Genomic DNA, 24,961 nt, shown 5'->3' with positions numbered 1-24,961 from the left:
GTGCCGTGGGGCGGAGGCCGTCGCCGGTCGCGTCGTGCGGCGTGAGCAAGGGCAGCAGTGCCGCGGTCGCGGTGGCGGACGCGAACAGAACCAGCGCACGTGGTCTGAAGCGGGTGATACGGGATGATATGCGCGAGGATCTGAAAGCCAACGTGAGCCCCCCAGCTGAAACCGAGTGTGCGATGTTCCGGCCGAAAATAGGGCGTGCGGGGGCCGTGCCACAGCCAGTTGCGGCAATCGCCTCAGAAATGTGACCCATACACCGGTCTCGGTGTGCCAGGTCCGGGGAGGTTCTACGGGAGGGGCGCGGGCTCGATCTCCAGGTAGCGGTGACGGCGGGGGCCCCGGTACTCCAACGACTCCCAGCCAAGGGGACGCAGTGCCTCCGCGCAGCGGCGTAGCGCCTCGGGCTCCTCCTGGGCGGCACCGCTTCCGGCAGGGCCGAGCCACTCCACGCGGACCGCGCCCGGCTGCTCCGCCGGGCCGACGCGATAGCCGGTCGCGGCGCGCTCACCGGCGGAGTCCACGGCCGACGGCGGGATGCCGGCGGCTTCCAGAGCGAGGGCGACCGCGCGGACCATCTGGTTCCGCTCCCAGTCGGCGGGGATGGCGAGCGGGTCGGGGTGTCCGGCGTTCATCAGGCGCCGGATCTGGCACAGGCCCTCGAACGCGACCCGGACCGCGGCTTCCCGGCGGGCCGGGGGTTCGGCCGACGGCGTCTGGTCACCGGTCGCCGCCTCGAACGCCGAGGGCTGCTCGCTGGGCGCGGAGGGAGGTGTCACGGTGGTGCCTTTCAACGAGGGATCCGGTTGGCGCGGGCCCCGGCCCGGGGCGGGGGCGGCGCCGGTGGTGAGACGTCGGACGGTCAGTGTGGCGGACCGCGAGGCTCGTGGTCACCGTCGTATGGGCGGCGGCCATGGGGCGAGGCGGTATCGGTCGTTCACTCGAACGGCCGATGGGTGGCTGATGGTCTCGTGGCCCTCTCGTCGACATCTGCCGCCCTCTCGGATCCGGTGGTCCTGCGGTTCGTCGCGGTCGGGGCCGGGCCCGCCACCGGGAGGCGCGGCCGGAACTGGGTCATGCTGAAGGGGCTGGTCGACGTGGCCGCCAGGAGGCGGTGTCCGTGGGGGCGGGCAGGGTGTGCCGCGTGTGGTGTTCGTACTGCGTCGAACGGAACATGCATGCACACCCCAGTCTCACGGCCCCCGGCCGAACCGATCGAGGAGCTGGACCCCGGGCGCTGGATCGTCCTGGCGATCCTTTCCGGGAGTCTGCTGCTCATCGCGATGGACACCACGATCCTCAACGTGGCGTTCCCGTCGCTGGTGGCCGATCTTCAGCCCGGCTCGGTGGAACAGCTGTGGATCATCGACGTCTACGCGTTGGCGCTCTCCGGACTGCTCGTGACCGCCGGCGGCCTCGGTGACCGCTGGGGGCGCAAGCGGTTGTTGCTGGTCGGGTTCGGGATCTTCACGCTGGCTTCGCTGCTGGCCATGCTCTCCACCGAGGCTTGGCATGTCATCGCGGCCCGGGCGCTGCTGGGGGTGGGCGGAGCCGCGATCATGCCGTCCACGCTGTCGATCCTGCGGGACGTGTTCACCGACGCGCGGGAGCGGGCGCTGGCGTACGCGGTGTGGGCCGCGGTGCTCGGTGGCGGTATGGCGCTCGGGCCGATCATCGGGGGATTGCTCGTGGAGGACCACGGCTGGCAGTCGGCGTTCCTGCTGAACGTTCCCGTCGCCCTGCTGGTGATCGGGTTCGGGGCGTGGTTCCTGCCCGAGTCGCGGTCGCCGAGGACCGGTGCGTGGGACTGGTGGGGTGTGGGGCAGTCGGTCGTCGGAATGCTGGCTCTGGCGGGAGGGATCAAGCAGTTGGGCAAGAGCGGTGTCGGTGATCCGTTGCCGTGGGTGCTGTTGGCCCTGGCGGCGGTGGCGCTGACGGTGTTCGTACGGCGTCAGCTCCGGCTGGAGGTGCCACTGTTGCAGGTGAGGCTGTTCCGCAACCGGTCCTTCAGCCTCGCCGCCGCGGCCATCTTCCTCGCCATGGTGGGGATGGGGGCGGTGTTGTTCCTGGTGACGCAGTGGTTCCAGTACGCCCAGGGGTACTCGCCGTTGGAGGCCGGAGTGCGGCTGCTGCCCGCGCCGCTCGGGCTGATCGCCACCTCGATGGTCGCGCCCGCGCTGATGCACCGGTTCCCCATACGTCATGTGCTGGGCGTGGGGCTGGTGGCGATGGCGGTGGGGCTGGCGTTGCCGTGGGTGGTGCAGCGGTTCGCGGAGGTGGGGTATCCCGCGTTCGCGGTGGCCCTCGCGGTGCTCGGCCTCGGGGTCGGTGTGGCCACGACGGTGGCGTCCGTGACACTCATGGCCGCGTCCCCCACGAGCGACGTGGGCGGCGCGGCGGCGATCGAGGAGACGTGCTACGAACTCGGCGCCGCCATGGGGGTGGCCATCCTGGGCAGTCTCGCGACCGCGCTGTACTCGGGCAACCTGCCGACGCTGGACCTCGAAGGCCCCTCGGCGGCGAAGGTCCGCGACTCCGTCGGAGAAGCGGCCCATGTGGCGCAGGAGATGGGCGGCCCGGCGGGCAAGGCGCTGCTGGACACGGTCTCCCACGCGTACAGCACGGCCGTGACCCCGGCCTTCCTCGTCGGATCCGGGCTCGTGCTCGTCGCGGCGGCGATGGTGTGGGCGTGGATACCGAGAGACCTCCGGCCGACGGAGAACGCGCACTGACCGCGGGCGGGGCACGACGCCGAGGCGGGTGCGCATCGGCGTCGTACCGCATGCGTCAGACGCCGAGGCCCGGGCGGCGGAGGCCGCTGAGCTTGTCGGGGTTCACCTGGAAGCGCAGGCTGTGGATGCGGCCGTCGAGCAGGTCGTAGCAGAGGGCGCCGATCGGCCGGTCGTCCACGGTGAAGATCAGGCTCTGCTCGCCGTTGATCGTCGCCGGCCGGAACTCCAGGGCTTCCCGGCCGGGCTTGGCGAGGACGCCGAGCATCCACCGGGCCACATGGCCGGGGGAGTGCAGCGGACGGCGGGCCGCGGCGACCTTGCCGCCGCCGTCCGACCAGGAGGTGACGTCGGGGGCGAGGAGTTCCATCACGGCGTTGAGGTCGCCGCCCCGGCAAGCGGCGATGAAGCTCCGGGTCACCTGGTCGCGCTCGGCCGCGTCGGTGTCGTAGCGGGGGCGGCGCGCCTGCACATGGGCCCGGGCCCGGTGGGCGATCTGACGGACCGTGGCCTCGGGACGCTCCAGGACGTCGGCGATCTCGGCGTGGCTGTAGCCGAAGACCTCGCGCAGCACGAAGACGGCCCGCTCGACCGGGCCGAGCGTCTCCAGCACCACCAGCATGGCCATGGACACGCTCTCGGAGAGCTCGGTCTCGTCGGCGATGTCCGGTGAGGTCAGCAAGGGCTCGGGCAGCCAGGGGCCGACATAGGACTCACGGGTGGCGGCGGCCGAAGCGAGCCGGTTGAGGGCGAGGTTGGTGACCGTGCGCACGAGGTACGCCTTCGGGCTGCGCACCTCGCCGCGCCCGGCCCGGGACCAGGTGAGCCAGGCGTCCTGGAGGATGTCCTCCGCGTCGCTGACACTGCCGAGCATGCGGTACGCGGTGGCGAAGAGCAGACGGCGGTGTTCGGCGAAGGGGCCGAGGGCATCGGTTCCGACGGACGTACTGATCACGGCGGTCAGCGTGTCAGACCGCCGGGAGACGGGCAAGTGAGGGCACTTGGGGGGGCGGTGCCGCCCGTGGGGCGAGATGTCGCCCGCACGGGTCCGTGTCCCGCGGGCCGCCACCCGTCCCGGTTTCGTGTCCGGCGGACCGTCGCTCGCCCCGGTTCCGCTTCCTCCGGGCCGTCACCGGCCCGGGGCCGTGTCCGGCGGACCGCCACCCGTCGCGGTTCGGTGCGGTGCTGACTGGTCGCTGCCCTTTCACCGTCAACGGTCTGCCGGTCCCATGTCGTCGGCCGTCCCCCGTTCCGGCCTCTCACGCCGTGAGGTGGGCGACTCCCAGTCGGTCGGTTGTGTCGGCGTCGCCGCTCAGCCGGTGGACGAGCACCCACCGGCCGTCCGGCAGGGCGCCCGCGAAGACGGAGGCGTTCTTGGTCGCCCCGTTGTGCCAGGTCACCTGTCCGCTGTGCTGCCAGGAGGGGGCGGGTCCGCCGAGGCGTCGGTCGACGAGCAGGGCCTTGACCAGGTCGGCGGTGGCGTTCGCGGTGGCCCACAGGCCGCCCGCCGGGAGGATCGCGCCGGTCATGGTCCACGGCTTGCCGGGACGCCCGAAGAGCCCGCGGGCGACCAGACGCCGGTCGGCCGGGGGTGTGGCGGTGACCTCGGTGATGGCGAGGGGTGCCAGGACGTGGCGGCGCAGCAGCTCCTCGTAGGGCGCGCCTCCGGCGGCCACGAGTGCCGCGCCCAGTACCGCGTAGCCGAAGTTCGAGTACTCCTCGCGTTCGCCGGGGCGGGCCGTGAGCAGGGTGTCGAGGTGTCGTAGGAGGGCGTCGAGCGCCGGGGCGTCGAACGGGGCGTACGGGTCACGGGCGTTCAGGCCGGGTGGCAGCCGGGGCAGGCCCGAGGTGTGGGTGGCCAGGTGGCGCAGGGTGATGCCGGTGCCGGGCGGGACGGGAAGGAAGCGGTCCAGCGGGTCGTCGAGGGCGAGGGTACCGGCGTCGGCGAGACGCATGAGGACCGTGCCGGTGAGGGGCTTGGTCAACGAGCCGATCTGGACGAAGAGTTCGGGGTCGTGGCCGTGCTCGACGCGGGGAGGGGCGGAGCTGCTCAGTACGCAAAGAGGGACGGATCGCATCCGTCCATGATCACCCGAGGGGGCGCCGGGAAGCGGGCGGGCCCCCCGGAGGGGTGAGGGGGCCCGCCCGCACGGTGGGTCCGGCTCAGCCTCTCGGCAGTGCCAGACCCTGGACCTGGGGAAGTCCGGTCCAGTCGTTGGAGGCGATCGTCGCGTGGGCCTTGGCGAGCTGGGCGACGCGCGCCTGGGCGTCGGCCGCGGACGGGTTCTTGTCGTCCAGGGCCGGAGCGACGTTGTGGGCGTCGGTCATCACCACCAGGTAGTGACGCGTGTCGTACCAGGCTGTGTCGATGGTGCCGTTGAGGTAGGTGGCGGCGTCACCGTCGAAGACGACGAACCACGGGCGCAGCGAGGTGTCCGGGTAGCGGGTGCGCGGGTCGCCCGGCTGGGCGGTGTGGACCGTGGGGAAGATCTGCGCCTGCCCGGTGCGCCCGGCGCTGTGCAGGTCGCGCAGATAGGTCGCGTACTCCTTGTCCGTCCACAGGGTGTCGGTCGGATTGCCCTCCTCGACGGTGCCCGGGATGATCTCCAGGATGACCTTTCCGGCGAGTTGGGCGCGGGTGGGCCAGTTCCCGGCCGTGGCGGCCTCGTCGAGCGTGGCGTACTGCCCGCCGCCCGGCTTGGCCAGCAGGTCGGCGGGGCGGAAGACGGCCGAGCCGAGGTGGGTGCTGATGGCTTGGTCCAACTGGGCCGGTCCGAGGCCGAAGCGGGACTGGAATCCGGCCTTCATCTCCAGCTTGATCATGAGCGGCGCGTGTCCGGGGTGGGCGGCGAGCCACACCCGGACGTCGTCCAGGCAGCTCTCCAGGTTCTTGTTGGCGCCGCCGGTGTAGAGCTGGTCCGGGGTGCTGGCGTTCACACAGTTGTTGCTGTTGCCCAGGGGGTTGGAGTGGCTGACCTTCCACTCCTTGGTGATGAAGTCGTCCCAGACATCGAGCTCGATCATGGAGGTGCCGGTGTCGAGAGCCTGCGCGAGATAGCGGAACGCGGCGGGGTCGTACGTGTTGTGCAGGCCCGACGCCGTGGCCCCGGAGAGCGGCAGGGACTCGGGCCCGGCGGCGGCGGAGGCGCTGCCGCCACCGCCCGCGCCGACGAGGACGAGACCGGCGGCGAGGGCACCGGCCAGTGCGGTGCGTACGCGTACGGGGACGCGGCGTCTGGGCAGGGGTTCTGACACGGGGACCTCCGGTGGGGGGAGAGAGCGGAGACGGCTCTCCGTCGGGACGGTGACAGGAGAGTGTGAATCGACGGAGTCATGACAAGCAACACTCGGAGGACTCCGGTTGTCGGCGCCGCAACGCGCGGACGCGGTGCGACGGTTGGGCCACCCCGTCGCACTGGTGGCACCGGGTGACCTCGGTGACCCCCGTGACTCCAGCGGCCACGGCCGCCTCCCGGGTGACCGAATCCCGCTCTGGCCGTCGCGCGGCCGGGCCACCAGGATGCTGTGCGGCTTGGGGGCGCCAGCGGTGTCGCTCCCGTACGGCCGGGCAGGGGGGCGTGCCCCGGAGAGTGTTGTGACCCGATCTGTGCAGACCCCGCCCTGACAGACCCCGCCCGCACAGACCCGATCCGTACAGACCGCCGACCGGCTGGAGGCCGAGCCACATGACCCGTACCGCCGTGCGTACCACCGCACGTACCGGATCGCGCGCCGGGCGCGGGCGCGCGCTCCTCGGTGCTGCCGCCGCCTGCGGCGCCCTGGCGCTCGCACTGGTCGGCGCCCAGCCGGGCTCGGCCGCGCCCGCGCCCGACGGCCCGGCCCTCAAGGTCGACCGTACGGCCGGGATCCGCGACGGCGACATCGTCAGCTTCGGCATCACGGGCGGGCCGCCCAAGGAGTACGTCTGGGTCGAGCAGTGCGTGGCGCGCGCGGGCGGGGGAACGGCCTGCGACGAGAACACCGGGCGACAGTTCCGGATCTACCCGGACGGCACCTACCAGCTCTCGCCCAAGAAGCTCTACGCGCTCCTGGACACGCCGGCCGGATCCGCCGACTGCCGCACGGCGACCGCCGCCGACCGCTGTCTGCTGGCGCTCACCGACAACGCGGGCGCCGTGCTGACCACCGTGCCCCTGAAGTTCGCGCCGCACGCGCCCCTGGAAGCGCCCCCGACGCTGCGGGCGACGCCGAACAGCGCGCTCGCGGACGGGCAGAGCGTCAAGCTGAGCGGTCAGCGCTACGAGCCGCAGTACCACATCCCGGTCCTGGAGTGCCTGGCCGGCGCGACCGACACCTTCGCCTGCCGGCCCGGCTCGCGTCCGCCCGCGACCACCGACCAGGGCAGGATCGACCAGGACCTCACGGTCTCGGCCGCGTTCACGACCATCGACGGGCGCACGGCCGACTGCCGCAAGGACGCCTGCGAGCTGGTCGCCTTCGCCTCCCGCTACCACGGCCCGGCGACGGTCCGCACACCGATCGGCTTCGCCGCGGCCGTGCGCTGAGCCGGGCCGGGGAACGGCTCCGCGACATCGGACGCCACCCGGATGGACACCTGCGGCCGTGTCGTACGGCCGGGGGCGGACCCGTTCCCCGGATGATGCGCAAATGCGCAGGTTCAATGCCAAACAGGTACTGGTCGGCCGTCCGCTGGACACCTCGCGGCTGGGCGAGACGCTGCTGCCCAAACGCCTGGCCCTGCCCATCTTCTGCAGCGACCCGCTCTCCTCGGTGGCGTACGCGACCGAGGAGATCCTGCTGGTCCTCGCGCTCGGCGGGGTGACCCTGCTGCACCTCGCCTGGTACGCGGCGGCTGCCATCGTCTTCCTGCTGGTCGTGGTGGTGGCCTCGTACCGGCAGACCTGCCACGCCTATCCCGGCGGGGGCGGCGCCTATGTCGTCAGCGCCGAGAACCTGGGCGCCACCGCCGCGCTCACCGCCGCCAGCGCCCTCCTCGTCGACTACGTGCTCACCGTCGCCGTCTCGGTGGTCTCCGGAGTCGCGGCCATCACCTCCGCGATCCCCTCGCTGAGCGAGCACCAAGTGGCGCTCTCCGTCGGCTTCGTCACCATCCTCACGGTGCTGAACCTGCGCGGGGTGCGCGAGTCGGGGCGCATCTTCGCCATCCCCACCTACGGGTTCGTCGCCATCATCTATGTGATGTTCCTGGTCGCGGGCGTCCGGCTGGCGACCGGCGCCACCATCCGCGCCGAGTCCGCGCACCTGCCCATCCACGCGACGGGCAGCTACACCGGCATCGCGCTGGTGCTGCTCGCGATGCGCGCGTTCGCCTCCGGCTGTACGGCGCTCACCGGGGTCGAGGCCATCAGCAACGGAGTGCCGGCCTTCCAGAAGCCCAAGAGCCGCAACGCCGCCACGACCCTGGCGGCGATGGGGCTGCTGTCGGTGACCATGTTCATCGGGATCACCGCCCTGGCGCTGGTCTACAAGGTGCATGTGACCGCGGATCCGACCGAGTTGGGGCTGGCGCCCGGCACCGCGACCTCCACCGCGCTCGCCCAGATCGCCCGTGCCACCTTCGGCCACGCCGACCTGCTGTTCTATCTGGTGCAGACGTTCACCGCGGGCGTGCTGATCCTCGCGGCCAACACCGCCTTCAACGGCTTCCCGATGCTCGCCTCGATCCTGGCCAGGGACCGCTACGCGCCGCGCCAGCTCTACAACCGGGGCGACCGGCTCGTCTACTCCAACGGGGTGGTGCTGCTCGCCCTCGCCGCCGTCGCCCTGATCGTCGCCTTCGACGCGGAGCTCACCCGGCTGATCCAGCTGTACATCATCGGTGTCTTCGTCTCCTTCACGCTCTCGCAGGCCGGGATGGTGCGGCACTGGCGCAAGGAGCTGGCGGCCGGACCGGACGCGGCGCGCCGCCGTACGATCCACCGCTCACTGGCGATCAACGCGATCGGTGCGACCCTCACCGGACTGGTGCTGGTCATCGTGCTGATCACCAAGTTCACCCATGGCGCGTGGCTGGTGATCATCGCGATGCCGGTGCTGTTCCTGGGGATGAAGGGGGTGCGGCGGCACTACGAGCAGGTGGCCCGGCAGGTCGCCGTGGCGCCCGGCGAACGGCCGCGCAGACCCGCCCGCCACCATGTGATGGTGCTGGTCGCCACGGTGCACGGGCCGACGCTGAAGGCGATCGGTTTCGCCCAGGCGCTGCGGCCGACCACCCTCACCGCACTGACCGTGGCGGCCGACGAGGAGGCCGAGCAGCTGCGCCGGGCGTGGAGCGAGCACGATCTGGAGGTGCCGCTGAAGATCCTGCACTCGCCGTACCGGGAGGTGGTCGGGCCGGTGATCGCCCATGTCGAAGAGGCCACGGCGGCCGATCCGGAGGCGATGGTGTCGGTGGTCATCCCCGAGTACATCGTGGGCCACTGGTGGGAGCAGCCGCTGCACAACCAGAACGCGCTGCGGCTCAAGGCCCGGCTGCTGTTCACGCCCGGGGTCGCCGTCATCGACGTCCCGTACCTGCTGCACTCGGCCCGCCCGGAGAGCGGTGCGGGGCTCTCCGGGGCGGGCGGCGGCGTCAGCCCGTGATCGAGAAGACGACCCGGATGCCGGTGGTGGAGTTGATCCGCTCGTTGATGCCCCAGATCCGGCCGGTGTCCGGCGAGTAGCCCAGGTTCTGGGTGAGGACGGGGGACGTGGTGTACACGTGCGGGGCGTCGTCGGGCAGCGCCCGGTGGATGCACGAGTAGTCGATGGCGTCGCCGGAGCCGCCGCCCACCCCGGTGGGACAGGTGCCGCTCATGTACCAGTACGTGCCGTTCGTCGTGGCGCCCTGCATGGCCCACACCGGGGACGAGTAGCCCACGGTCGCATGGCTCACGCCGTGGCCGGAGGGGTCGGTGGTGGAGGGGAGCGCGGTGAGGTAGTTGAGCGGCCAGCGCACCACCCGGCCGCCCGCGCCGCCGGGCTTGTACTCGGCGGAGACCAGACCGTCCTGGCCGGTGCGGTCCAGGCTGAGCGAGTTGAGGCAGGGGCTGGTGCCGGTGGCGACCACGCAGGCGGTGTTGTCGTCGGCGGTGGTGCGGTAGCGGCCGATCATCGGCAGCGCGTAGTTGCTCCAGCGCGCCGAGGAGGCCGTGCCGTTGATCCCGACCGACTCCTGGCTGGAGTTGACCTTCCAGATGTGCTGGAGGTCGTACACCTGGAGCCAGCGGCCGTTGGCGACGAACACCTTGTTGCCGTACCAGACCACACCGTCGGCGTGGGTGCCCTGGACGGCCCGGAAGTTGCCGTCGCCGGCCGCCCGGGTGCCGGTCGGCTCGACGAGCAGCAGATGGTTGTACGCGATCTTGTTGTTGTCGGCGTTGACCAGGCTGACCCGGGCGAACTCGTTGTTCACCGGGTTGGCGCCGCCCAGGCCCCGGCTGAAGTGCCAGGAGGCCAGGAACGCCTTGTGACCGTCCCAGAGGCCGCCCGGCTGGGCGTCGTAGGAGCCGGTGAGGCCCTGCGGCGTCCAGCCGCCCGCGTCGGTGTACGAGTTGGACGTGTCGTCGGCCTTGTCCCAGCAGAAGCCTGCCGGGGCGAGGCCGGCGGACAGGCCGGTGCCGTGGCACAGGCCGTTGGTTCCGGTGCGCCCGCCGGAGGTGAGCACGTTCGTCGCGTTGAGCTGGGTGACCGCGCCCTTGGCCTCGACGGCCTTGATCGCCTCGTCGTAGACGTCGAAGGTGTTCTTCGGCTGTCCGGCGAAGTCGGAGACCGGGTCGAGCGCGAACTGGCCGACGACGGCGCTGTCCATCGACCCGAAAGGTGTCGCGGCCTGGGCGGGACCGGCCGTCACCAGGGAGGTGGCGACGGCGGCGAACCCGGCGGCCAGGGCGGCGAGCCCAGTTTTCCATGATCCTGTCATGGGCAGGAAGGGTATGCGACGCCGCGGCTAAAGCGGAGGGCGCACGTCCCTGGCCGGGGAGGTGAAGTGATAGACGGGTCCTTGTTCGGCGTGCGGGAAGGTGAGCAGGGTGATCTCCACGGTGCGGTGGTGCTGGTCGCGCACCTCGCGGTGGATCTCCAGCTGGGGCACGCCCTCCGACCGGTCGTCGCCGGGGGCCATGATCAGCTGTTCGTTGTGCTCCAGGCTGAGCCCCGCGTCGGCCGCCCAGGCGTAGAGCCGGCGCAGATCGCTGTGGGTGTGGTGGGACAGCGTGCGCTCGTAGCGGGCGAGGAGGGGGATCTGGCCGATGAGGCCGGGGGCGAGATAGCTGACCGCGTGCTGGATCACCCGGTCGCCGGCCGAGGCCGTGTAGTAGTGGACGAGGGTGCGCGCTCCCGGCCGCAGTCCGAGGCGGCCCGCGTACGTGGGAGGAGGGGCCTCCCAGACGAGCTTCGTTGCGGCGGCGATGCCCGCGCGGGGGCTCAGCGCCCCGAGCGGGAACTGGGCCTCCGGCGGCGCCTGGAGGAGGCGGGCGTGGGCCTCGCCGGGGCGGTCGCCGCGGATGAACGAGCCGCGCTTCTCGGTGCTGATGAGGCCCTCCTGGCGCAGGACGTCCAGGGCCTGGCGGATCGTCTGGCGGTTGCTGCCGTAGTGCTCGGCGAGGATCCGCTCGGCGGGCAGCCGGTGTCCGGGCTCCGAAGTGCCGGACTCTATCGTGGACTTGAGGTCGTGGGCGATCTCCAGATAGCGGGGAACGGGGGGCAGGGAATGACCATGTGTGCCGGGCATGTGTCTCCCTAGATCGATCACTGCGGGTGTCTGTGTGCTTCTGTGGAGCGACTGCCTTTGTATCATTGGTCTAGACCGCCGAGGCGATCCGGAGGGTCTGATTGGCGAGATTGCAACACGGTCGAAGGTCACCGTGTGGGGCGGGCGGACAGGAATGGCCGGAGCGCGTCGTTTGCGTCCGGAAATCCACGCAGGTCCCGCTCCGTCGCGAACTCGTGGTCCGCGTGGTCGAAGCCGGGGGTGACCACTTCGGCGACGAGGCCGTGTGCGGCGCCGTCGACCAGGTGGGACGCCTTCCAGTGGCCGCCGGGGACGAGGAGGAACCGCTCGTCGTCCGGGCCCAGCCGGACGCGGTCCAGGGTGCCGTCCGGGGCGAGCGTCACGTATTCGAGCGGCCCGCCGTCGATGAGGAAGTGCAGGATGTCGCTCTGGTTGCGGTGCAGACGGCCGCGCGGCGCGTCCCGGGTGAGCAGATAGTGGATCGAGGTGGCGGCGGGTCTGGGGCCCCGGGGCAGCGACAGGGTGTGTGCGCTGGTGTAGATCCGGCGGAAGTACCCGCCCTCCGCGTGGGGTTCGAGTCCGAGCTCGCCGACCCAGTCCCGCATGACGCGCACCTTTCCGATCGCCATCCCCCCGGAGCCCCCATAGTGGCAGGCCCGGCCGGAGCTCAGGGACCCGAGGCGCAGGTATCGGTCTGCAAGTCCTCCACCAGGGCGAACAGCCGGGCCTCGTTGCCCGCCAGGCCCGCAGCCCGCAGGGACTCCTCCGCCTCGGCCATCGGCCCGGCCAGCAGCGCGACCGCGCGCGGGGCCGTGGCCGGGTCGGCGAGCACGGCCTGCGCGGTGCGCAGCAGCCGGACGTACGCCTTGGCGGCCGTGCGTTCCGGATCGGTCATCTCGGCTTCTCCCTCGTGATGTCGGGCAGGGTGTCGGACCGTCAAGCATCCCCCGTGGCACTGACAATGGCCCGCAGGCGGCGCGCGGAAGCCCGTGCCGCGCACGTTCCGTACACCGCCGGTCCCGTACCTTGCTCGTCCGTTCCGTACCTCGCCGGTCCGTTCCGTACGTTGCCGGTTCAAAGATTCACCATGGTCTAGTCCAAGTCGTTGACGTGCCTCGGACACGGCTCGATTCTTCTGGGAACCCGTCTCCCCGGGGGTCCGTTCGCGGGCCCCCGGGGAACTCCCCCCACCCAGGAGACCTCGTCATGAAGCGTCTTCGCGCCCTCCTCTGCGGCGCCGCCTCCGCCGCGCTGGCCGCGGCCGGCCTCTCCGCCTTCGTCGCCGGGCAGGCGTCCGGGGCCGCCGCCGCCCCGGACGCGCTCAGCAGCCGCTGGTACGCCGCCGCGCCCTATCTGATGCCGCTCGACAACAACCCGCCCGACGCCGCCGCCATCATGGACGCCACCGGCCTCAAGGCGTTCCAGCTCGCGTTCGTGCTCGCCCCCAACGGCGGTGGTTGCAGCCCCACTTGGGGTGGTACGGCACCCGTCTCCTCCGACACGGCCGTCGCCGGGATCATCTCCTCCATCCGCGCCAGGGGCGGTGACGTCTCCGTCTCCATCGGCGGCTACGGCGGCACCAAGCTCGGCCAGAGCTGCTCCGACGCGGCGAGCGCCGCCGCCGCGTACCAGCAGGTGATCACCAAGTACCAGCTGAAGGCGATCGACTTCGACCTGGAGGAGCCGGAGTACGAGAACAGCGCCGCGATCGCGCACGAGATCGGCGCCGCCAGGATCCTCCAGCAGAGCAACCCCGGGCTGTACGTCTCGGTGACCACGGCCGGGACTGCCGACGGCACCGGCTGGTTCGGCAAGCAGATGCTGAACGAGGCCAAGGCCCAGGGGTTCGTGCCCAACAACTTCTCGATCATGCCGTTCGACGGCGGATTCAACGGCGCGTCCGCCCAGACGAGCGCCCTCACGAACTTCAATGCCATCCTCCAGTCCACCTTCGGCTGGAGCGCCGCCACCGCCTACGCCCACGAGGGCTTCTCGGGGATGAACGGCCGCAGTGACACCGGCGAGTACTTCCGCCAGGCCGATTTCCAGACGGTCCTGGACTACGCCACCTCCCACGGCATGGACCGCTTCACCTTCTGGTCGCTCAACCGCGACCGCCAGTGCTCGCCGCCCGACAACAACGGCACCACCTCCGGCACGTGCAGCAGCGTGGCCCAGGACGACTGGGACTTCGCCAAGTACTCGGTCCGCTTCGCCGGGGTCACGCCCCCCACCAACCCGCCGACCACGCCGCCCACTTCACCGCCCGGCAGCTGCCAGGTGGCGGCCTGGAGCGCGACGGCCGTGTACACGGCGGGCAACGAGGTCTCCCACGCCGGGCACAAGTGGAAGGCCAAGTGGTGGACCCAGAACGAGGAGCCCGGCACCACCGGGCAGTGGGGCGTCTGGCAGGACGAGGGGAGCTGCTGAACCACCGTTCGACGTAAGCATGTCCGGCGCGTCCCCTTGACCGGGGGGCGCGCCCGTGTGTTTCGAGCCGCGGATGGAGGCGGTTGAGTCCGTTCGGGCGCGCGGTGCGTATGTGAGGTGGTGGAATCCGTCACTAACAGCAGGGTCCATTTCGTCATAGAGGACATAGAGACGTCACCGTTGCCGTCCCGAGGGGGGAGACATGGAAGAGATCTGCGTACCGCTGTATGTGGAGCTGTTGCACGAGGGGGGTGATGCCATGACCCCGGTGGAAGCCGTGATGACCTACGACTCCGACGATCCGCTGGCGGTCTCCGTGGACTTCGTCTGCGGCAACGGCACCCACACCACCTGGACGATGGGCCGGGACCTGGTGGCCGAGGGACTCACCTCACGGCGCCCGGTGGGCCTCGGTGACGTACGTGTGTGGCACTGCGGCGACGGGGGGCTGCGGATCCGGCTGGATTCGGACGAAGGGAGCGCGGACCTGCTCGCCGGGCGCGAGGACGTGGCCGACTTCCTTTCCCGTACGTACCGGCTCGTACCGGTGGGCAGTGAGTTAGGCGGTTACGACGTGGACAAGGTCGTCACGCTGCTCCTGGCGGGCACGCCGTCGACGGCCCCGCCCTGTCGCCGGTGCGGCGGGGAGTGTCCCTGCCCTGACCACGGCGCCTGTTAGGGCCCGCCGAAGGATCCTTGACCGCCGTTCGCCGCCCGCCCCGGGCCCGGGGCGGGCGCGGCGGCTCGAAAACGCCGTGTGTCGACACGAGTGGCTCCTGCGGCTATTGACAGTCCTGTCAATGACATGGACATTACAGTCGCTTGTCCGGTTCCGCCGCGACGCACCACCCCCGCGCCGCCGCCGGACCGTGCTCCCACCCCCACCGTCGTACCCCATGACGTCCGGACCCCGGTCCGGTCTGGAGGAGCCACGTGAACAGACACACACCCGCCGCCGCGAGAACCGCCCTCGCCGCCGCGCTGCTCGTCGCCGCGGGCGCGCTCGGCACCGCGCACAGCGCCGGAGCCGCCACCCCGCCCACCGCGGCCCCCGGCGCCGCCCCCGCGCCGGACGCCCCGCACCGCGGCACGGTCCGCGCGGGCGCCGCCGCCCACGACCCGGGCCGCGACCGGGCCGTCGAGGCGCTCCGCGAGGGCCGCGCCGCCCGGCACCGGGCACCCGCCGCCCCCACCCACAACTGGTGGGGGATATTCCCGCAGCCCGGCACCCACGACGGCATCACCGCCACCCACAGCGTCGACCCCGCCTACCACGTGGCCGGCTCCGACAACTTCACCTACGCACCCACCACCAAGGCGCAGAACTCCTGCATGGAGGTGGTCACCGCGTACTGGAACAGCGGCAACGAACTGTGGGCCTGGGACTGGTGCACCCCCAACGGCGGACCCGCCAAGATCCTCCCGATCGACGCCGACTTCCGCGCCAAGTACACCAAGGACGTCGACGGACGGCCCGCGTTCAGCGTCCAGCTGGTGAAGGACACCGGCTCCGGCAACCGCTGGTCCTCGTACCTGTACAACTACCGCACCGCGCAGTGGGAACTGCTCTACCGCCAGTCCGGCACCGACCAGAGCGACCTGGACCACGGCTGGGACATCTTCGAGATATACGCCACCGTCAACCCGGCCACCGGCACGGGCTACTACTGCTCCGAGGCGAAGAACACCGTCTTCGACAGCAGCGCCATCCAGCTGCGCAAGAACGGCGTCTGGAAGCCCGCGCGGCCCGCCGACTCGCCGTGGACCGAGACCAACCCGTCCGGGCGCGACTTCCTCTGCCCCGCCCTGAAGTTCCTCCAGGCGGGCGCCAACGACCACTGGACCGTACGGCAGTGAGCGCCGTCGGCTGACCCCGCGGCCGTCCGGCCGCCCCGCCCCCGGGCGGCCGGACGTCAGGACGCGTCGGCGCTCCACCAGCGCGCCTTGTACAGACTCGATCCCCGCAACTCCTCCTCGCCGCCCGGACCGTGGAAGCGGATCCGCGAGGTGCACCAGGTGCAGGGCGCGCCCGGCTCCGGACTGACCGTCAGGATCTGCCCGCTCACCGGGTGCTGGCTGACGCTCTTGACCGAGGGCCGGTCGACCCCGTCCGCGTCCCCGAACGCGGTGAACGTCCCGCTGCCCGGGGCGAAGAGGCGCACATGGGCGCTGGTCGACACCCACAGGGGCGCGCCCGGGCCCACCGCGCGCGCCAGGTCGTGGCCCCCGGAGTCGGGCAGCGCCACCGTGCGCACGGCCCTGAGCCCGGGGTTCGCGGGGCTCCCCTCCACCGCCAGACCCACCAGGAGCGCGCTGCCGAGCGCCCACAGCAGGCCGTCGCCCGCGTCCCACAGCAGCCCGTGCGCACCCGGCAGGTCGAAGGAGGCGTACGCGGTGGCGCGTTCGCCCCGCGAGGCGGCGTAGAGCCGGACGAAACCGCCGGTGCTCGCCGCCACCGCGATGTTGCCGTCCGGCAGCAGCTCGACGCTGTGCGGGTTGGAGACGGCGGGCAGCGCCGTCGCCCAGTACACCGCCTCGCCCTCGCGGCGCACCGCCGCGACCAGGCCGCCGGAGGCGCAGGTGAGCAGCAGCGGGCCGTGGGCGGTGGGCCGCGCCTTGGCCTCGCTGACGTTCCGCCAGGTCCGCACCGGGTCCAGGTCGTCGAGCGTGGCGTCGTCGACGGGCGTCCAGGACCACAGCGACTGCAGATCGGCGGCGCGGGCGGAGTCGTCGGCGCCCCCCGAGCGCCAGTAGGCGCTGGTCGCGTCGAGCAGCAGCACCGACTGGGTCGCCTGGTCGCAGGCGAGGATCCAGGTCTCCGGCAGCCGGGCGAGCGGCGGCGGGGCCGCCGCGCGTGCGGCGGGCGCGGCGGGTGCGGACCGCCCGGCCGCGTGGGCCGCGCCCGCCGTCAGCGCGGTCAGGCCGCCCGCCACGGCCGCCCGCAGCAGGGTCCGGCGGGGAGCGGGGGCAGGGAGCGGTACGGAGGAGAGGGGCACGGGCCCCTACGCTGACAGGCGCCGTCAGTCCCGTGGCCGCACGCACGCCGGGCGATGCGCACTTCACCCGTACGGGTCAGCGGGAGGGGTACGGGGGTGGCCGCCCTCCTGCCCCGGCGGGGGCCCCTGCCGTACCGGACTCTCCCGGCCCACCCCGCGCGCCCCCGGATGCGTGTCCGCGCCGTCGAAAGCCTCCACCCGCCGGGTGCGGCGGGGCGCCGCCGGGGTGGCGACGCCATGGGGCACTGTCGTACGGCGAGGGCGCGTTCCGTGCCGGAAGCGCCCGGGATTGACCGTGATGACCTGGGGGTACCCGGGCGGGCAGGTCCGCAATCACCGGCCTTCCGACGGCCCGGCAGAGTGGAGGCACCGTATGGACAGTGTGACGACGGGCCGGGGAGCCTCCGGCCGAGGGGCGCCGGGCCGGAAGATCACCACCGAAGTGCCGGCGCGGCTGGACCGGCTGCCGTGGTCGCGCTGGCACTGGATGATCGTCATCGGTCTGGGCACGGTGTGGATCCTCGACGGCCTCGAAGTCACCGTCGTCGGCAACATCGCCAGCCGCCTCTCCGAGGACGGCAGCGGTCTGGCGATCACCGACGCGCAGATCACCGGGCTCGGCGCGGCCCTCTATGTGGCCGGTGCCTGCGCGGGCGCGCTGTTCTTCGGCTGGCTCACCGACCGCCACGGCCGCAAGAAGCTGTTCCTGGTCACCCTCGCGGTCTATCTCGCGGCGACCGCGATGACCGCGCTCTCCTTCTCCGCCTGGTGGTTCTTCCTCTTCCGGTTCTTCACCGGCTTCGGCATCGGCGGCGAGTACGCGGCGATCAACTCCGCCATCGACGAGCTGATCCCCAGCAAGTACCGGGGCCGCGTCGACCTCATCATCAACGGCAGCTACTGGCTGGGTGCCATGGGCGGCGCGTTGCTCTCCGTCCTCGCGCTGGACACCGACATCTTCCCGAAGGACCTGGGCTGGCGGCTCACGTTCGCGCTCGGCGTGGTGCTCGGCCTGGTCATCCTGCTGGTGCGGCGGCACGTGCCGGAGAGCCCGCGGTGGATGTTCATCCACGGGCACGAGGAGGGCGCCGAGGAGCTGGTGGACGACGTGGAGCGGCAGGTCCAGGAGGAGAGGGGCGAGCCGCTGCCGGCGGCCGGGCGGGCCATCACCATCGAGCAGCGCGAGAGCGTCGGGTTCCTGGAGATCGCCCGGACGCTGTTCCGCACCTACCCCAAGCGCGCGGTGCTCGGCTTCGCCCTCTTCATCGGGCAGGCGTTCCTCTACAACGCCATCACCTTCGGGTTCGGCTCGATCCTGGTGAAGTTCTTCGACGTCTCCAGCGGCTCCACCGGGTACTTCTTCGCGGTCATCGCGTTCGGCAACTTCCTGGGCCCGCTGCTGCTCGGCCGCCTCTTCGACACCGTCGGACGCAAGATCATGATCGCCAGTACGTATCTGCTCTCCGGGGTGCTGCTCTTCCTCACCGCCTGGCTCTTCTCCCAGGGGTGGCTGACCGCGACCACGATGACGGTGTGCTGGTGCGTGGTGCTCTTCTTCGCCTCGGCGGGGGCCAGCTCCGCTTATCTGACGGTGAGTGAGATCTTCCCGATGGAGACCCGGGCGATGGCGATCGCGTTCTTCTACGCGATCGGCACAGCGGCCGGAGGCATCTCCGGCCCGCTGGTCTTCTCCGACCTCACGTCGAGCGGCGTCGTCGACGACGCGGTGCTGGCCTTCTGCGTCGGCGCCGCGCTGATGACGGTGGCCGGGGTGGTGTCGGCGTTCTTCGCCGTCGACGCCGAGGGCAAGTCCCTGGAGGACATCGCCGTGCCGCTGTCGGTCAGCCGGGCGTAGGGCCCGTCACGTTGACGGCCGTCCAGGCGGCGGCCACCGCCGCGTACTCGGTCCGGCTCGTCCCGTACAGGTCGCGGGCGGCGGCCAGGGTGGCGGCGCGGGCGGTGTGGTAGGTGGCGTTGGCCGTCAGGTACTGGGTCAGGGCCCGGTACCAGATCGCCGCCGCCTTGGTGCGGCCGATGCCGGTGAGCACGGCGCCGTTGACCGTGGGGCTGTCGTAGGAGATGCCGTTGATGACCCGGGGGCCGCTGCCCTCGGCGAGCAGGAAGAAGAAGTGGTTGCCGACGCCCGAGGCGTAGTGCGGGTCCAGACTGGGCAGCGAAGGTGACCAGTAGTCGGCGGAGGCGCCGTCGCGCGAGGGGCGGTCCAGATAGCGCAGCGGGGTGCCGTCGCCGTGGAGGTCGGCCTTCTCGCCGATGAAGTAGTCCGGCACGTCGGCGGGGATGTTCGCCTGGAACTCCACCATGGTGGCGAAGACGTCCGAGGTGGACTCGTTGAGCGCGCCGGACTCGCCGCTGTAGCCGAGCCCGGCGGTGGCCGAGGTGACTCCATGGGTGATCTCGTGCGCGCCGATGTCGAGTTCGGTCATGGGGTGGGCGTTGCCCGCGCCGTCGCCGTAGTTGACACAGCCGCAGTCGTCGCTCCAGAAGACGTCGGGGTAGTTGGAGCCGTAGTGCACGACACTGCGCACGCCCTTCCCGTCGTTGCGCACGCCCAGCCTGTTGAACGAGGACTTGAAGTAGTCCCAGACCGTCACACCCGTGAACTGGGCGTCCACCGCCGCCGATTGACGGTTGGTGGGGAGCCCGTTGCCCCAGACGTTGTCGGCGTCGGTGAGGATGGCGTGGGTCTGTCCGTCGACGGTGTCGGTGTTGCCGCGCGTCGGGTCCTGGAGGAGATACGTACTGGCCGTGCGGGTGGTGGTGAGCGGGACCCTGCCGTCGAAGATCCCGGTGCCACTGCCGAGCGCGGGGGAGTCGGCGGCGGCCGGTGCCGCCGCGCTCACCCCGGTCGCGGTGAGCGCCGCGGCGAGCGCCGCCGCCGCGAGCGCGGCCCGGCCGCCCGCCCGGCCGGGCGGGGTGTGTCCGCGGGTGGGCTGACTCTGCATCGGAATACCTGCCCCTCGGTCGGCGGCGCGGACGCGGTGGCGCCCGTGCTCCTCGGGCGCCGGGTGGGCGCCGGGACGAAGCATGGGGGAGGGCTCCCGGCATGGGCAGGGTCCCGTCAGGAAATTGGCGCGGCTTCACCCCTGGCGGCACCGGATCCGGCCAACCCGTGCCCCCGCCCCTCCGGCGCCCCGCGACGCGGAAGGCGCCCCCGCGAGTCTCGCGGGGGCGCCTCCTCAAGGACCGCGCCGGGCCGGGGCGGACCCGGTGTCCGGCGTCGGCCGCGTCAGCGCTTCGGCGTGTTCGCCGCGGTGACGTTGACGGCGGCCCATGCCTTGTCCACCGTCTTGTACTCGGTGCTGGTCGCGCCGTACAGGTCCGAGGCCGCCTTCAGCGTCGCCGTGCGGGCGTCGTGGAAGTCGGTGGTGGAGACCATGTAGCGGGTCAGGGCGCGGTAGAAGATCTGCGTCGCCTTGTCCCGGCCGATGCCGGCGACGGTGGAACCGTCGTAGGTCGGGGAGTCGTAGTTGACCCCGTTGATCGTCTTCTTGCCGCTGCCCTCGGCGAGCAGGTAGTACGCGTGCGAGGAGACGCCGGAACCGGCGTGCACCTCGGTGTCGTACGACGCCGGGGACCAGTAGTCGACCGTGCCCTCGAGCTCGTCGAGGGACGGCTTGTCCAGCCGGCGCAGGAAGGTCTGGGCCAGGCCCAGCTTCTCGCCCACCAGGTAGTTCGGCGGGTTGGCCGGGTTGTTGGTCTGGAACTCGACGTTGCTGCCGAAGATGTCGGCCAGCGACTCGTTGAGCGAACCCGCCTCACCGAACTGGTTGCCCTGCGCGTCGACCCGGGTGGGCTGCAGGTTGGCCGTGGCGTCGACGACGCCGTGGGTGAGCTCGTGGCCCGTGACGTCGAGCACGACCAGCGGCTTGGTGAAGGTGTCGCCGTCACCGTCGCCGTAGAGCATGCAGCCGCACTCGGAGTACCAGAAGGCGTTGCCCACGTTGGAGCCGAAGTGCACCATCGCGTGGGCGCCGGCGCCGTCGTTCTTGATGCCGTTGCGGCCCAGGACCTTCTTGTAGAAGTCGAGGGTGCTGACGACGCCGTACTGGGCGTCCACGGCCGCCGACTGGCGGTTGGTGACGGCGCCGTTGCCCCAGGTGTTGTTGGTGCTGGTGAACGCCTTGCCCTGGGAGAACTGCTCCAGCTCGCGACCGCCCGCGTCACGCGTCTCGGTGTTGCCGCGCGTGCCGTCCTTGAGCAGGTACGAGGAGGAGCCGGTCTTCAGTGTGTTCAGCTGCACCTTGCCGACGAAGATCGACGAGCCCGTGCCGACGGCCGGGATGCCCGCGGTCTTCGGGGAGTTGAACGGCTTGCCGCCGGTCGCCGCCGCGCCGGCGGAGGAGGAGGCGCCCGCGAGGGGGGCGGCCTTCTGCCCGCCCTGGCGCAGCTTGGCCTTGAGGCGCGGCGAGATGAACGTGTCCGCGGCGGGGATGTCGGTGAGGACGGCGCCGGTGGCGGCGTCGATGACGACCGTGCGGACGCCGCCCGCCTCGGTGGTCTTGCTGTTGCTCACCTTGATCTGGTAGGCGAGCGTGGTGCGGCCGGCGCGCGCGTCGACGACCAGCTCCGCCGTACCGGCGTCGCCCTTCGCCACGGAGGCGGCCTTCGCCTTGGCCTGCTCGGCGGTGAGCTTCGGGGTCTTGGCGGCGACGGCGACCTCGTGGCGGGAGGCGCGGGTGACGTCCAGGTACTTCGACTTGGCGTCCAGGTGCACGACCAGGTCGCCGCCGAGGACCGGCAGGCCCTGGTGGGCGCGGGTGAAGCGGACGTGCTGCTTGCCGTCGGGGTCGATCAGCGCGTCGGTGGCCGTCAGGGTGTCGTCCTTGGAGACACCGGTGGCGGCGGCGTGCGCGAAGGCGGCGGCGCGCGCGGCGTCGACCACGGACTTGACGGCGGTGGCGGAGGCGACGGAGGACGTACCCGTGGTGGCGGACGTCGCGAAGGCGGTGCCGACGCCGCCTGCCGTGACGGTCGCGGCCGTGGTGACGGCCAGCGCGATCGCCAGGCTGCGTATGTGGGGTGTACGCACTGTGGAGGGTCCTTATGTGATGCGGGGGCAGCCGGCTACAACCGCCCGTACGCACGGTGCTGTTGTGCACCGCGGGGACTGTGTGGCCCCGGACGAACCCTGCTACGCCTGACATGCGCATGTAAAGGCGTTTGTTTGGCTTATGTTCTCCTGGAACTCAGATTTAACAATTGCTTGCACTTGGGCATCCGGAGAGCGACGTGCTGTGTTCTCTGAGTTCTGTGGGACACGTGAGCCTTTTGTGTTTCAACCGTCCAGATGCGCGTGCGCCCAGGATGGTTGCACCGTCCGCGCACTGTGCTCGTGATCACAGTGCGCGGACGGAACCGGCTACTCGTAGGTGTAGAAGCGCTGGTGGTCGAGCAGGTCGGCGGGGGTGATCCTCTCACCCTGCTCGATCCACGGCTTCATCGGCTGGTCCAGGGCGACGATGTCCCGCACCGGCCGCACGGGGAGGTAGCCCGAACCGGGGTGACGGCGCTGCCAGTCGGCCCACAGCTTGTCGATGAAGCAGTGGAGCAACCAGAACACCGGGTCATTCGGTGACATACCGGTGTTCATGTGTCCGCCGATCCAGCGGTGCACGGCGTTGTGCGGGCCGGTGTTGTTGTTGGCCCACCCCTCGATGGTGTTGCGGAAGCCGCCCGTGGACAGCGAGTTCCAGGGGGCCTCGTCGTACACCGGGATGGCGAGCGCGGCCTCGACGTCGGCGGCCGTGGGCAGCTGGCGGGCGCGCGGGTGCTTGCCCAGCTCGCGCATCAGGAACGGACGTTCGTCCGCCTTGTGGTAGATCGGCCACTTTCCGCCGCTGTAGGCGAACGGGCCGTCCATGACCTGGCCGTCCAGCTCGCGGCCGTTGCCTCCGAGGAAGGCCGGGCCGAACAGCGAGGAGGTGGCCGAGCGGTCGACGGTGAAGTCCCAGTAGGGGACCGTCACCGAGGGGTTGATGGCCTGGAGGTCCTGCTCGAACTGGATCAGGAACTTGCGGTGCCAGGGCAGGAACGACGGGGAGACGTGCCCCGTGCGCTCACTGTCGTCGAGGTCGCTCATCACGAACCGGTCGTGGGTGGCGACATAGGTGTCGTAGCCGCCGCGCCGCTTGAGCTCCAGCAGGGCGTTGACGAACGCCCGTCGCTCGGACGCGGTGAGCTTGGCCTGGTTCTTACGGACTGCCATGGAGATTTCGGACCTTTCAGGCCATCGTGACGAGGTTGGCGCCGCGCAGCGCGAGCACTGCGGCCCGCACGGTGTCGTACGGCGTGTCGAACACCTCGTAGTGGTTGATGACGCTGATCCAGCCGTGGGCCCGCGGCATGATGTGCAGCGGGCGGCCGTCGATGAAGACGGCGAAGCCGAAGTCGTGGTGGCCGGTCCCGGCGGTGGCCCGGCCCTCGATGCGGCGGCCCTCGTAGATCTCGTCGAACGGCTGGTGGCCGTGGTGGTGCTCGTGTCCGGCCGGTGCGGCGGTCGCGGCCGGCGCCGCGGTGGCGACGGCCTGTCCCGCGGGTGCGGCGATCGCGACGGCGGCGGCGACGGCCGCCGTCCTGGACAGCATGGAGCGACGGGTGAGGTCAGACACCCTGGATCCCCCTCTGGTCATGCTCTGAGGCCCCCCTCAGAAGAACGTGTGCAAACCTTCGGCGCGCCCTTGGGGCGCGCCGAAGATGATCAAGAACGTAGCAGATCTTCGACGCGTAAAGGACATCTAGTGGGTTTCGCTGTTGTCCGACATACGCGCCGATGTGCGACGGGGGATCCGGGCGGGTCAGTGCGCCGAGGGGCCGGTCCAGTCGGCGGGGACATGGCCGATCCGGACGCGCTGGGGGTGGTCGCCGACCGCGACCGACACGGTCTTGCGGCCGGTGGCGAAGTCGATGGCGGTGATCCGGTCGGCCCCGCTCTCCGAGATGACGCAGGACTTGCCGTCGCCGCTCACGGTCGCCCAGTACGGCTTGGAGGCGGGAACCAGCGGGCCCTCCCGCAGCGTTGAACGGTCGACGACCGTCGCGTAGTCGTCCATCGTCCCCGCGACGCACAGCTTGGCTCCGTCCGGGCTGAGGGAAAGCCCGTGGTGGCGCGAGTCGTTGACCCAGGTGGTGCGGTCCTCGCTGGTGGCGGGGTTCTTGGGGAGCGTCTTGAGCCGGGTGATCCGGTCGGCGGCGATGTCGTACTCAAGGAACCCGTTGAAGAACGACACCTGGAAGTAGAGCGTGGACTCGTCGGGGGTGAAGACCACGGGCCGTACGGCGTCGGAGAGGTCGGTGCGGCCGTACGCGTCGAGCCGTTCGCGCATGTCGATGGTCTTCACCTGCTTGAAGGTGTGCGCGTCCACGATCGTGATGTGCCGGTCGCCCTTGGTCCAGTCGAGCCAGGGGGCGTCCAGGTCGGTGTTGACCTCGCCGATCGCCATGTTCCAGAGGTATTTGCCGCCGTCGGTGAAGACGTTCTCGTGGGGTTTGTCGCCGGTCGCGAACGAGCCGAGCTGCCGGCCGGTGGTGATGTCGAGGACGTGCACGGTGTTGGAGGTGGAGGCGGAGACGGCGACCTCGGTGCCGTCGGGGGAGACCGCCATGTGGTCCGAGCGGTAACCCGACACGGGGAAGCGCCAGTTGACGCGGCCGGTGGCCAGGTCGATGGAGACGACGTCGGCGAAGCTGGGGCGCGAGACGACCACGGCCGAGCCGTCGGGCGTGGTGTACATGTCGTCCACGAACTGGTCGTGCCCTTCGCCGGGACCCTGGCGGATGCCCAGGAAGTAGGCGAGTTTGATGGGGTTGAGGTAGATCTCGGTGAGCCGTTGGTCCTTGTCGGGGATCACGTTGACCCGGCCGATCCTGGCGAAGTCGCCGCCGGACGCCACGACGTCGGCGGTGCCGTCCCAGTTGTTGCCGACGAACATGACCTCGCGCAGGGCGGTGGCTCCGGACGCGGACGCGCCGGTGGCGGAGGCGGGCGTCCCGGCCGCGACGAGGGCCGCGACGGCCGCCAGGGAACCGAGCGTACGGGAAACGGACATCGTCACTCCGGTGTGAGCTTGTGG

At 71.2% G+C, this 24,961-nt stretch carries 21 protein-coding genes; 7 read left to right on the top strand and 14 right to left on the bottom strand.

What is annotated here, in order from left to right; translation table 11 throughout:
• Positions 1-293 precede the first annotated feature (293 nt).
• Positions 294-782 (bottom strand): hypothetical protein, encoded by a 489-nt coding sequence (locus AB5J87_RS04335; RefSeq protein ID WP_369374102.1) that lies wholly within the window; start codon positions 780-782, stop codon positions 294-296.
• A 399-nt stretch (positions 783-1,181) separates the two neighbouring features.
• Here AB5J87_RS04335 and AB5J87_RS04330 point away from each other — a divergent pair, with 399 nt between their 5' ends.
• Positions 1,182-2,735, top strand: a complete 1,554-nt coding sequence (locus tag AB5J87_RS04330; protein WP_369374100.1) for an MFS transporter — start codon at positions 1,182-1,184, stop codon at positions 2,733-2,735.
• Between the two features lie 55 nt (positions 2,736-2,790).
• Here AB5J87_RS04330 and AB5J87_RS04325 read toward each other — a convergent pair whose 3' ends face one another.
• The 3 genes from AB5J87_RS04325 to AB5J87_RS04315 all read right to left on the bottom strand — a co-directional run bounded on the left by AB5J87_RS04325 (position 2,791) and on the right by AB5J87_RS04315 (position 5,987).
• On the bottom strand, positions 2,791-3,687 hold the full coding sequence (locus tag AB5J87_RS04325) for an RNA polymerase sigma-70 factor (protein WP_369374098.1): 897 nt from the start codon (positions 3,685-3,687) through the stop codon (positions 2,791-2,793).
• A gap of 304 nt (positions 3,688-3,991) precedes the next feature.
• Positions 3,992-4,810 (bottom strand): serine hydrolase domain-containing protein, encoded by an 819-nt coding sequence (locus AB5J87_RS04320; RefSeq protein ID WP_369374096.1) that lies wholly within the window; start codon positions 4,808-4,810, stop codon positions 3,992-3,994.
• A gap of 85 nt (positions 4,811-4,895) precedes the next feature.
• Entirely contained in the window at positions 4,896-5,987 is a 1,092-nt protein-coding gene (locus tag AB5J87_RS04315) for a phosphatidylinositol-specific phospholipase C domain-containing protein (RefSeq protein WP_369374094.1), read from the bottom strand.
• A 431-nt stretch (positions 5,988-6,418) separates the two neighbouring features.
• Between AB5J87_RS04315 and AB5J87_RS04310 the strand changes: the two genes are divergently transcribed.
• Together AB5J87_RS04310 and AB5J87_RS04305 are read left to right on the top strand one after the other, a co-directional pair.
• Positions 6,419-7,258 carry a neocarzinostatin apoprotein domain-containing protein gene (locus tag AB5J87_RS04310; protein WP_369374092.1) on the top strand — a complete coding sequence of 280 codons (840 nt, stop codon included), beginning with the start codon at positions 6,419-6,421 and terminating at the stop codon, positions 7,256-7,258.
• Between the two features lie 103 nt (positions 7,259-7,361).
• Positions 7,362-9,317: an APC family permease gene (locus tag AB5J87_RS04305; protein ID WP_369374090.1), complete on the top strand. Its 1,956-nt coding sequence runs from the start codon at positions 7,362-7,364 to the stop codon at positions 9,315-9,317.
• Here the strand turns inward: AB5J87_RS04305 and AB5J87_RS04300 are convergent.
• The 4 genes from AB5J87_RS04300 to AB5J87_RS04285 form a co-directional block, all read right to left on the bottom strand.
• On the bottom strand, positions 9,307-10,635 hold the full coding sequence (locus AB5J87_RS04300) for a hypothetical protein (RefSeq protein ID WP_369374088.1): 1,329 nt from the start codon (positions 10,633-10,635) through the stop codon (positions 9,307-9,309). The genes AB5J87_RS04305 and AB5J87_RS04300 overlap by 11 nt on opposite strands.
• Before the next feature lie 27 nt (positions 10,636-10,662).
• Positions 10,663-11,445, bottom strand: coding sequence for a GntR family transcriptional regulator (locus AB5J87_RS04295; protein WP_369374086.1), 783 nt, complete (start codon positions 11,443-11,445; stop codon positions 10,663-10,665).
• Positions 11,446-11,573: 128 nt separating this feature from the next.
• On the bottom strand, positions 11,574-12,050 hold the full coding sequence (locus tag AB5J87_RS04290) for a cupin domain-containing protein (protein ID WP_369374084.1): 477 nt from the start codon (positions 12,048-12,050) through the stop codon (positions 11,574-11,576).
• A gap of 62 nt (positions 12,051-12,112) precedes the next feature.
• Positions 12,113-12,340, bottom strand: coding sequence for a hypothetical protein (locus tag AB5J87_RS04285; protein WP_369374082.1), 228 nt, complete (start codon positions 12,338-12,340; stop codon positions 12,113-12,115).
• Between the two features lie 311 nt (positions 12,341-12,651).
• On the opposite strand from AB5J87_RS04285, the gene AB5J87_RS04280 reads away from it, so the two are divergent.
• The 3 genes from AB5J87_RS04280 to AB5J87_RS04270 all read left to right on the top strand — a co-directional run bounded on the left by AB5J87_RS04280 (position 12,652) and on the right by AB5J87_RS04270 (position 15,732).
• The gene (locus tag AB5J87_RS04280) at positions 12,652-13,875 is read left to right on the top strand and encodes a carbohydrate-binding protein (protein WP_369374080.1); all 1,224 of its coding nucleotides are present in this window, start codon (positions 12,652-12,654) and stop codon (positions 13,873-13,875) included.
• Between the two features lie 202 nt (positions 13,876-14,077).
• Positions 14,078-14,554 carry an SsgA family sporulation/cell division regulator gene (locus tag AB5J87_RS04275; protein ID WP_369374078.1) on the top strand — a complete coding sequence of 159 codons (477 nt, stop codon included), beginning with the start codon at positions 14,078-14,080 and terminating at the stop codon, positions 14,552-14,554.
• Between the two features lie 254 nt (positions 14,555-14,808).
• Positions 14,809-15,732: a carbohydrate-binding protein gene (locus AB5J87_RS04270; RefSeq protein ID WP_369374076.1), complete on the top strand. Its 924-nt coding sequence runs from the start codon at positions 14,809-14,811 to the stop codon at positions 15,730-15,732.
• Between the two features lie 56 nt (positions 15,733-15,788).
• On the opposite strand, the gene AB5J87_RS04265 is transcribed toward AB5J87_RS04270, so the two are convergent.
• Positions 15,789-16,871 (bottom strand): DUF6528 family protein, encoded by a 1,083-nt coding sequence (locus AB5J87_RS04265; protein WP_369374074.1) that lies wholly within the window; start codon positions 16,869-16,871, stop codon positions 15,789-15,791.
• Between the two features lie 373 nt (positions 16,872-17,244).
• On the opposite strand from AB5J87_RS04265, the gene AB5J87_RS04260 reads away from it, so the two are divergent.
• Positions 17,245-18,726 carry an MFS transporter gene (locus tag AB5J87_RS04260; protein WP_369374072.1) on the top strand — a complete coding sequence of 494 codons (1,482 nt, stop codon included), beginning with the start codon at positions 17,245-17,247 and terminating at the stop codon, positions 18,724-18,726.
• On the opposite strand, the gene AB5J87_RS04255 is transcribed toward AB5J87_RS04260, so the two are convergent.
• The 5 genes from AB5J87_RS04255 to AB5J87_RS04235 form a co-directional block, all read right to left on the bottom strand.
• The gene (locus tag AB5J87_RS04255; RefSeq protein WP_369374070.1) at positions 18,713-19,834 is read right to left on the bottom strand and encodes a M4 family metallopeptidase; all 1,122 of its coding nucleotides are present in this window, start codon (positions 19,832-19,834) and stop codon (positions 18,713-18,715) included. The genes AB5J87_RS04260 and AB5J87_RS04255 overlap by 14 nt on opposite strands.
• 284 nt (positions 19,835-20,118) lie before the next feature.
• A complete protein-coding gene (locus AB5J87_RS04250) occupies positions 20,119-21,921 on the bottom strand; it encodes a M4 family metallopeptidase (RefSeq protein ID WP_369374068.1) in 1,803 nt (600 codons plus the stop codon).
• A 330-nt stretch (positions 21,922-22,251) separates the two neighbouring features.
• A complete protein-coding gene (locus AB5J87_RS04245) occupies positions 22,252-23,097 on the bottom strand; it encodes a tyrosinase family protein (RefSeq protein ID WP_369374066.1) in 846 nt (281 codons plus the stop codon).
• Positions 23,098-23,113: 16 nt separating this feature from the next.
• Positions 23,114-23,500, bottom strand: coding sequence for a tyrosinase family oxidase copper chaperone (locus AB5J87_RS04240; protein WP_369374064.1), 387 nt, complete (start codon positions 23,498-23,500; stop codon positions 23,114-23,116).
• 186 nt (positions 23,501-23,686) lie between these two features.
• Positions 23,687-24,937 carry a YncE family protein gene (locus AB5J87_RS04235; protein WP_369374062.1) on the bottom strand — a complete coding sequence of 417 codons (1,251 nt, stop codon included), beginning with the start codon at positions 24,935-24,937 and terminating at the stop codon, positions 23,687-23,689.
• Positions 24,938-24,961: the final 24 nt, after the last annotated feature.

This window comes from Streptomyces sp. cg36, assembly GCF_041080675.1.
Classification (GTDB): Bacteria; Actinomycetota; Actinomycetes; order Streptomycetales; family Streptomycetaceae; genus Streptomyces.
Note: the sequence above shows the minus strand (reverse complement) of the source record. Positions and strands in the feature narration are given on the sequence as shown.

Bases quoted from the DNA above. Each gene is read 5' to 3' on its own strand.
- AB5J87_RS04300 (WP_369374088.1), bottom strand. From the start codon at position 10,635: ATGACAGGATCATGGAAAACTGGGCTCGCCGCCCTGGCCGCCGGGTTC.
- AB5J87_RS04255 (WP_369374070.1), bottom strand. From the start codon at position 19,834: ATGCAGAGTCAGCCCACCCGCGGACACACCCCGCCCGGCCGGGCGGGC.
- AB5J87_RS04320 (WP_369374096.1), bottom strand. From the start codon at position 4,810: ATGCGATCCGTCCCTCTTTGCGTACTGAGCAGCTCCGCCCCTCCCCGC.
- AB5J87_RS04290 (WP_369374084.1), bottom strand. From the start codon at position 12,050: ATGCGGGACTGGGTCGGCGAGCTCGGACTCGAACCCCACGCGGAGGGC.
- AB5J87_RS04260 (WP_369374072.1), top strand. From the start codon at position 17,245: ATGGACAGTGTGACGACGGGCCGGGGAGCCTCCGGCCGAGGGGCGCCG.
- AB5J87_RS04280 (WP_369374080.1), top strand. From the start codon at position 12,652: ATGAAGCGTCTTCGCGCCCTCCTCTGCGGCGCCGCCTCCGCCGCGCTG.
- AB5J87_RS04330 (WP_369374100.1), top strand. From the start codon at position 1,182: ATGCACACCCCAGTCTCACGGCCCCCGGCCGAACCGATCGAGGAGCTG.
- AB5J87_RS04305 (WP_369374090.1), top strand. From the start codon at position 7,362: ATGCGCAGGTTCAATGCCAAACAGGTACTGGTCGGCCGTCCGCTGGAC.
- AB5J87_RS04310 (WP_369374092.1), top strand. From the start codon at position 6,419: ATGACCCGTACCGCCGTGCGTACCACCGCACGTACCGGATCGCGCGCC.
- AB5J87_RS04235 (WP_369374062.1), bottom strand. From the start codon at position 24,937: ATGTCCGTTTCCCGTACGCTCGGTTCCCTGGCGGCCGTCGCGGCCCTC.
- AB5J87_RS04245 (WP_369374066.1), bottom strand. From the start codon at position 23,097: ATGGCAGTCCGTAAGAACCAGGCCAAGCTCACCGCGTCCGAGCGACGG.
- AB5J87_RS04275 (WP_369374078.1), top strand. From the start codon at position 14,078: ATGGAAGAGATCTGCGTACCGCTGTATGTGGAGCTGTTGCACGAGGGG.
- AB5J87_RS04285 (WP_369374082.1), bottom strand. From the start codon at position 12,340: ATGACCGATCCGGAACGCACGGCCGCCAAGGCGTACGTCCGGCTGCTG.
- AB5J87_RS04295 (WP_369374086.1), bottom strand. From the start codon at position 11,445: ATGCCCGGCACACATGGTCATTCCCTGCCCCCCGTTCCCCGCTATCTG.